The 6,057-nt window shown below is 64.7% G+C and carries 6 protein-coding genes; 3 read left to right on the forward strand and 3 right to left on the reverse strand.

Going from position 1 to position 6,057, the window contains the following annotated elements; genetic code table 11:
- Positions 1–2 precede the first annotated feature (2 nt).
- Together ACYVLV_RS17805 and ACYVLV_RS17810 are read left to right on the forward strand one after the other, a co-directional pair.
- On the forward strand, positions 3–1,073 hold the full coding sequence (locus ACYVLV_RS17805; RefSeq protein ID WP_460812190.1) for an ABC transporter ATP-binding protein: 1,071 nt from the start codon (positions 3–5) through the stop codon (positions 1,071–1,073).
- Between the two features lie 254 nt (positions 1,074–1,327).
- A complete protein-coding gene (locus ACYVLV_RS17810) occupies positions 1,328–2,278 on the forward strand; it encodes a glycine betaine ABC transporter substrate-binding protein (RefSeq protein ID WP_460812192.1) in 951 nt (316 codons plus the stop codon).
- Between the two features lie 90 nt (positions 2,279–2,368).
- On the opposite strand, the gene ACYVLV_RS17815 is transcribed toward ACYVLV_RS17810, so the two are convergent.
- Genes ACYVLV_RS17815 through ACYVLV_RS17825 form a run of 3 tightly spaced genes read right to left on the reverse strand, consistent with a single transcriptional unit; the run spans position 2,369 to position 5,131 of the window.
- Positions 2,369–3,208, reverse strand: coding sequence for an ABC transporter permease (locus ACYVLV_RS17815; protein ID WP_460812194.1), 840 nt, complete (start codon positions 3,206–3,208; stop codon positions 2,369–2,371).
- Positions 3,205–4,371, reverse strand: coding sequence for a betaine/proline/choline family ABC transporter ATP-binding protein (locus ACYVLV_RS17820; protein WP_460812196.1), 1,167 nt, complete (start codon positions 4,369–4,371; stop codon positions 3,205–3,207). Before ACYVLV_RS17820 ends, ACYVLV_RS17815 begins: the two co-directional genes overlap by 4 nt.
- Positions 4,372–4,423: 52 nt before the next feature.
- Positions 4,424–5,131, reverse strand: a complete 708-nt coding sequence (locus ACYVLV_RS17825; protein ID WP_460812198.1) for an ABC transporter permease — start codon at positions 5,129–5,131, stop codon at positions 4,424–4,426.
- A gap of 128 nt (positions 5,132–5,259) precedes the next feature.
- On the opposite strand from ACYVLV_RS17825, the gene ACYVLV_RS17830 reads away from it, so the two are divergent.
- The gene (locus ACYVLV_RS17830) at positions 5,260–5,916 is read left to right on the forward strand and encodes a TVP38/TMEM64 family protein (protein WP_460812203.1); all 657 of its coding nucleotides are present in this window, start codon (positions 5,260–5,262) and stop codon (positions 5,914–5,916) included.
- Positions 5,917–6,057 lie beyond the last annotated feature (141 nt).

The raw sequence follows: 6,057 nt of genomic DNA on the forward strand, positions 1-6,057 counted from the left end.
CCATGGGGGCCCCGTCCACCGGGGGGCCGTCGACCGGGGGTCTGTCCACCGGGGGTCTGTCGATCCGTGGCCTGCGCAAACGCTTCGGCGCTACCGAGGCGGTGCGGGGGATCGACCTGGACGTGGCCGCCGGCTCCTTCACGGCACTGTTGGGTCCCTCGGGCTGCGGCAAGAGCACGACCCTGTCGATCGTGGCCGGTCTGATCGGGGCCAGCGCGGGCGACGTACTGCTCGACGGTCGGTCGCTGTTGGGCACGCGTTCCGAGGACCGACCGGTGTCCCTGGTCTTCCAGAAGCCCCTGCTCTTCCCCCATCTGAGTGTGGAGCAGAACGTGGGCTTCGGGCTCCGGATGGCCGGGACCCCCAAGCGGGAGGTACGCCGTCAGGTGGGGGAGATGCTCGAGCGGGTCCGCCTCGACGGGCTGGGACCCCGCGGGGTGGGGGAGCTGTCCGGAGGCCAGGAGCAACGCGTGTCCCTGGCCCGCGCCCTGGTGCTCAAGCCGAGGCTGTTGCTGCTCGATGAGCCCTTCTCGCAACTCGACGCCGGCCTGCGTCGCGAGATGCGGGCCCTGGTGCGGGACCTGCACGACGAGTCGGACCTGACCACCCTGTTCGTCACCCACGACCAAGAGGAAGCCGTTGAGTTGGCCGATTCCATCGCGTTGATGCTGGACGGGGAACTGGCCGGGGTCGCCAAGCCCGAATCCTTCTACCTCGACCCACCATCGTTGGCCGCCGCGCGCTTCTTCGGAGTCCACAACGAGGTCGCAGGTGTGGTGGAGGCTGGCGTCTTCCGCTCGGCCGACCAGACGTTCGAGGTCGCTACGGACACACCCGACGGGGCGGGCGTGCTCGTCGTACGACCCGAGGCCATCGACCTGACTGGTCCCGTGGTGGCTCGGGTGCTGAGCACTCGGTTCGCCGGGACGCATGTGATGGCCGAGGTCGCCCTGGGGGACACCTCCACCAACACCCAACTGCGGGTGCAGGTGCCGGTCGGCACCGCCTGGACGGCCGGTTCCGCGGTGAATCTCGGGCTGAGTGCTGATCTGGTCCGAGTTTTTCTGACCTGAGTTGTCAGACAACCAGGCCAGATTCCTCCAGTACGGGACGTCTCTCGTGAAGGGGACGTGAAGATTGGCAGATGGTACCCAAGCGTTACCGCTAATACGAGACCTCAGGCGGTCTAACCCAAAATTCTTGTTATGGTCGAAATGGCCCCTGGGTTTCGTCTGGGCCTCCGCAGATCCACCGTGGAGCGCATCTCGGCTGATTTGGCAGACAAACCTTGCGGGCGGACCTTTCACGCAACCGAAGGAAACTATCGATGCGCAAAAGCATGAAGCTGACCGCCTTGGCCTCGGCCGCGGTCCTCACTCTGTCCCTGACCGCCTGTGGAAGCGACGGCGGAAGCGGTGGTGACGTCGGCGGATCGACCGACGCCCTCGACGGTGTCTCGATCGCTGTCGGCTCGAAGGACTTCACGGAGAACAAGATTCTTGGCGAGATGTGGGCACAGGCGTTGGAGTCCAAGGGCGCCGACGTGGACAACAAGATCAACCTCGGCGGCACCGAGGTCAACCGCGATGCGCTGCTGAGCGGCGACATCAACACCTACCCCGAGTACAACGGCACCGGCTGGGTGGTCCACCTCAAGCAGGAGGAGCCCTCGCAGGATCCCGAAGAGTTGACCACCGTCACCGCGGAGAAGGACCTCGCGGACAACAGCATCAAGTGGATCGGTCGCTCGGAGTTCAACGACACCTACGGGTTCGCTGCAAGTCCTGACCTGGGCGAGTCCGAAGGGGGCTTCGACCTGCAGGGCATGGCCGACTACCTCAAGGCCAACCCGGACGCCAAGGTCTGCATGGAGACCGAGTTCCCTGACCGCCCCGACGGTCTCACGCTGTTCGAGAAGGCCACCGGGTACGTCATCCCGCAGAGCCAGCAGCAGATCCTCGAGACGGGCCTGATCTACACCCAGACCGGCGAGGGCGCTTGCGACTTCGGCGAGGTCTTCACCACCGACGGTCGGATCACCGGCTTGGGTCTGTCCCTGGTCGAGGACCCGGGCGTCTTCATCCTCTACAACGTGTCGTTCACGATGCAGAACGACGTCTACGAGGCCAACTCCGAGGTCTACGACGAGCTCGCCGCGACGATCCTCGACGACCTCGACAACGACAAGATGGCCGCCCTCAACGAGGACCGCGACATCAACGGCGTCAGCGACGCCGACGTGGCTCAGGGCTACCTCGAAGAAGTCGGAATCCTCTGACATTCTCGTGAGGCAACACCAGCACTGAACGAAGAACGCCGCCGGATCCTCTTGGATCCGGCGGCGTTTCTCACGTTGAGAGGAAGCGAACTACAACCCGCTCGGCCGCAGAATCCGCTCGGCCACGGCTCCCAGCCAGTCGAACGACAACGCGATCAGGATGACCACCGAGGAACCGATGATCAGCACGGGCTCGGCGCTGTTCTTCAGCCCCGAACTGATGGTGATTCCCAGACCGCCACCCCCGATGGTGAAAGCCAGGGTGGCCATACCGATGTTCAAGATGACCGCAGTCCGCACGCCAGCCATGATGATCGGCACCGACAAGGGCAACTCGATGCGAGCCAGCACGCCCAGACGGGTCATCCCCATGCCTCTGCCGGCCTCGATGACGCTTTTGTCCACCCCGGCCAAGCCAACCATCGTGTTACGGAGCACCGGAAGCAGTGCGTACAGCGCGAGGGCGTACACCACGCTCAACTTACCGAGCCCGAAGAAGGTGAGGAAGATGGCCAGCAGACCGTACGCCGGCAGCGCCTGACCCGAGTTGGCTACCGCGATGATCACCGGGGCCACCCGGCGGAAGGCCGGACGGGTCAGTGCGATCCCCAGCGGAATAGCGATCACGAGGACCAGCGCCGTGGAGAGGAAGGCGAGTTCCAGGTGCCGCTGGGTCTGCGGGATCAACTTGTCGGAGAACCCCAGCGCCGAACGCACCTGCGTGCGTTGGTTGTCGATATCGAGGTTCAGGTAGTAGAGGTAGAGCAGTCCCGCCAGGCCCGCGATGATCACCGGGGCGATGATGACCCCGAGGGCATCGATCAGCTCCGCCGCGGAGCGTCGCGGCTTCGCGGACGCCGACGGTTTGGTCAGTTCGGGGTCCTCGTCCGGACGGGTGGCGGGCTCCGCTGGAGGTGCGATGGCGCTCATCCGAGAGCCTCCATTTCCTCATAATGCAACTGAGCTTCGCGCTGGGCGCGCCGGATGGCCTTGTTGAGGTCCCTGATGGACACCACGCCCTGGAAGTGGCCTTCGGCGTTGACCACCACGGTGAGCCCCGCGGCGCTCTGCACCATCAGCTCGAGGGCTTGGAACAGGGTGTTCTCACTGCGGAGGAACTCCTCGCCGACCTCTTCGCCGGCGGTGGCGTAGGTGGAAGGACCGCCCTCGAGATGCTCGGCCTTGAGCCAGCGGGTGGGGGTCTGGTTCTCGTCGACGTAGATCAACCATTCGTAGCCCGACTCCGCGAGCTTCGAGCGCCCCGTCTCGGGCGAGTCCTCGCTGGAGATATAGGGGTAGCCGGTGAACGTCACCGAGTCGACCTTGAGGAAGTTGAGCCCCTTGATCGTCGACCCGGTGCCGATGAAGTCGTTGACGAAGTCATCGATGGGCCGCGCCAGGATCCGCTCGGGGGTGTCGATCTGACGGATGGTGCTGCGCTCCCCGAGGATGGCGATCCGATCGCCCATCTTGATGGCCTCGTCGATGTCGTGGGTGACGAAGACGATCGTTTTGCGCAGCGTCTCCTGAACGCGCAGGAACTCGTTCTGCAGACGGTCGCGGGCGATCGGGTCGATGGCGCCGAAGGGTTCATCCATCAACATGATGTCGGGGTCGGCGCCCAAGGCTCGGGCCACGCCGACCCGCTGGGCCTGACCGCCGGAGAGTTCCTTGGGGTAGCGGTCGCGGTACTGCTCGGGGTCGAGACCCATCGTGGTGAGCAGTTCGTCGCTGCGCTGCTTGATCTTCTCCTTGTCCCACCCCAGCATCTTCGGAACCGTGCCGATGTTCTGGGCGATGGTCTGGTGCGGGAAGAGACCGATCTGCTGGATGACATAGCCGATCCGGCGACGCAGTTTGTCGGGATTGACTTTGGTGACGTCCTCGCCGTCGAGGAGGATCCGACCGTTGCTGGGTTCGATCATCCGGTTGATCAGCCGCAGCGTGGTGCTCTTCCCGCAGCCCGAGGGGCCGACGAGCACCAGGATCTCGCCTTCGTGGATGTCAAGGGTGAGGTCCTCGACTGCTGGGATCTTGCTTCCCGGGTAGGTCTTGCCCACCTTGTCCAGGTGGATCTTCGCCTCGGAGTTCATAGTGTTCCTCTCGTAACGGTGCAGAAGTGGTGGCGGCGATTCCAGCCGCGCATCAGATACGAAGTCCGCGGGCCGTGGTGAGCCGCTGGAAAAGGGCCAACACGCTGTCGAGGATGAGCCCGAGCAGCACGCTGAAGATGACGCCGACGTAGATCTGGTTCGACGCGTTCGGGAAACCGTCCCGGTTGATGCCGTCCTGGATGTACGCACCCAACCCGTCGCCGCCGACCAGCACCGCGATCGAGGCGATGCTGACGGTCAGCAGGCTGGCCACCCGGACCCCGGCCAGGATGACTGGCCAGGCCAGCGGAAGTCGGACCCGATACAACTGCTGGAGGGTGTTCATCCCCATGCCCCTGGCCGACTCCACGACCGCCGGACTCACTGCGTCCAGACCGGTCACGGTGTTGCGGAGAATCGGCAGTTGGGCGTAGAAGAACAAAGCAATCATCGCCGGGGTGTTGCCGGTCCCGACGAAGGGGATCAACACCGCGAAGAAGGCCAGCGACGGGATCGTCAGCGAGATGCCGGCGATCGAGAGGGCAAGGGTGCGAGCCACCGCGTTGCGCTGGACGATGATGCCGAGCAGAACGGCGAAAATGGTGGCCAGTGCTAGAACGATGAGAACGATCCTGGCGTGTGCCAGGGTCGCTTCCAGTATGCGATCGAAGTTGTTGGTGACGTAGTCGAACCAGCCCGTGAGCGCTTCCACAAGGACCTTTCCGTGGTGGATGTAGTCACCGACCTTACGGGAGGGCATCCCTTTTCGGGTGGTCACGCCGTGTTACCGGTCTCGCCCGAAGGGGAAGTCGAAGCGGGGGTGGGCGCGTTTCCGACATGCCACACAAACAGGACCACAACGGTCCGATTCGTCGAGATGGAGTGTTGATGTCACGCAGTACCTGGATCAAGTTGGCGGCCTTCGTCACGTTCCTCGTCGGGGCCGTGGTGCTCCAACTGGTCGTGGGCCTGCCCAGTCAGGAAGAACTGCGCTCCAGCCTCGACGGACTCGGAGCGGTCGCGATCCCCGCGTTCATCGTGCTCTACATCGGGGTCTCGCTTCTCCCGGTCGGGCCCAGTGGTCTGCTCACCATCGTCGGGGGAGCGCTACTCGGCTTCGCGGTGGCTCTGGCCGCGGTGCTGCTGGCGGCCGTGATCGCGAGTTCGCTGTCGTTCCTGATCGGTCGTTCTCTGGGTCGGGAGGCGGTCCAGGGGCTCAGCAGTGAGCGGATCCGTGCCCTGGACGAGAAGGTCGGTGCCCACGGTTTCGCCACCGTCCTGCTGGCCCGGCTGGTCCCGGTGATCCCCTACACCACGGCGAACTACGCGTTCGGGGTGACCTCGGTCAGCCTGTGGTCCTACGTCCTGGCCACCGCCCTGGGGATCATCCCCGGCACCGCGATCTACGTCTCGGTTGGTGCCTTCGGCGCCGACCCGAGCTCCCCGGCGTTCCTGTTGTCCATCGCCGGTCTGGTGCTGCTCACGCTGATCGGACTGTGGCGCTCGCGGCGTACCCAGGCAGACCCGGCGAAGGTCCCCGTCTGACCACGACTCGGCGCTACTTGACGCTGATTTCCCGCCCAGTCGGGCTCTTCTGATGCATGTGTGGGTGCGGTAAGCGCGTCTAACGAGGCGCACGCCGCTCTCTGTCTAGGTTTCTGAACTGTCGAAGGACCAGAAACCGAG

Source organism: Nocardioides salsibiostraticola (assembly GCF_054783655.1).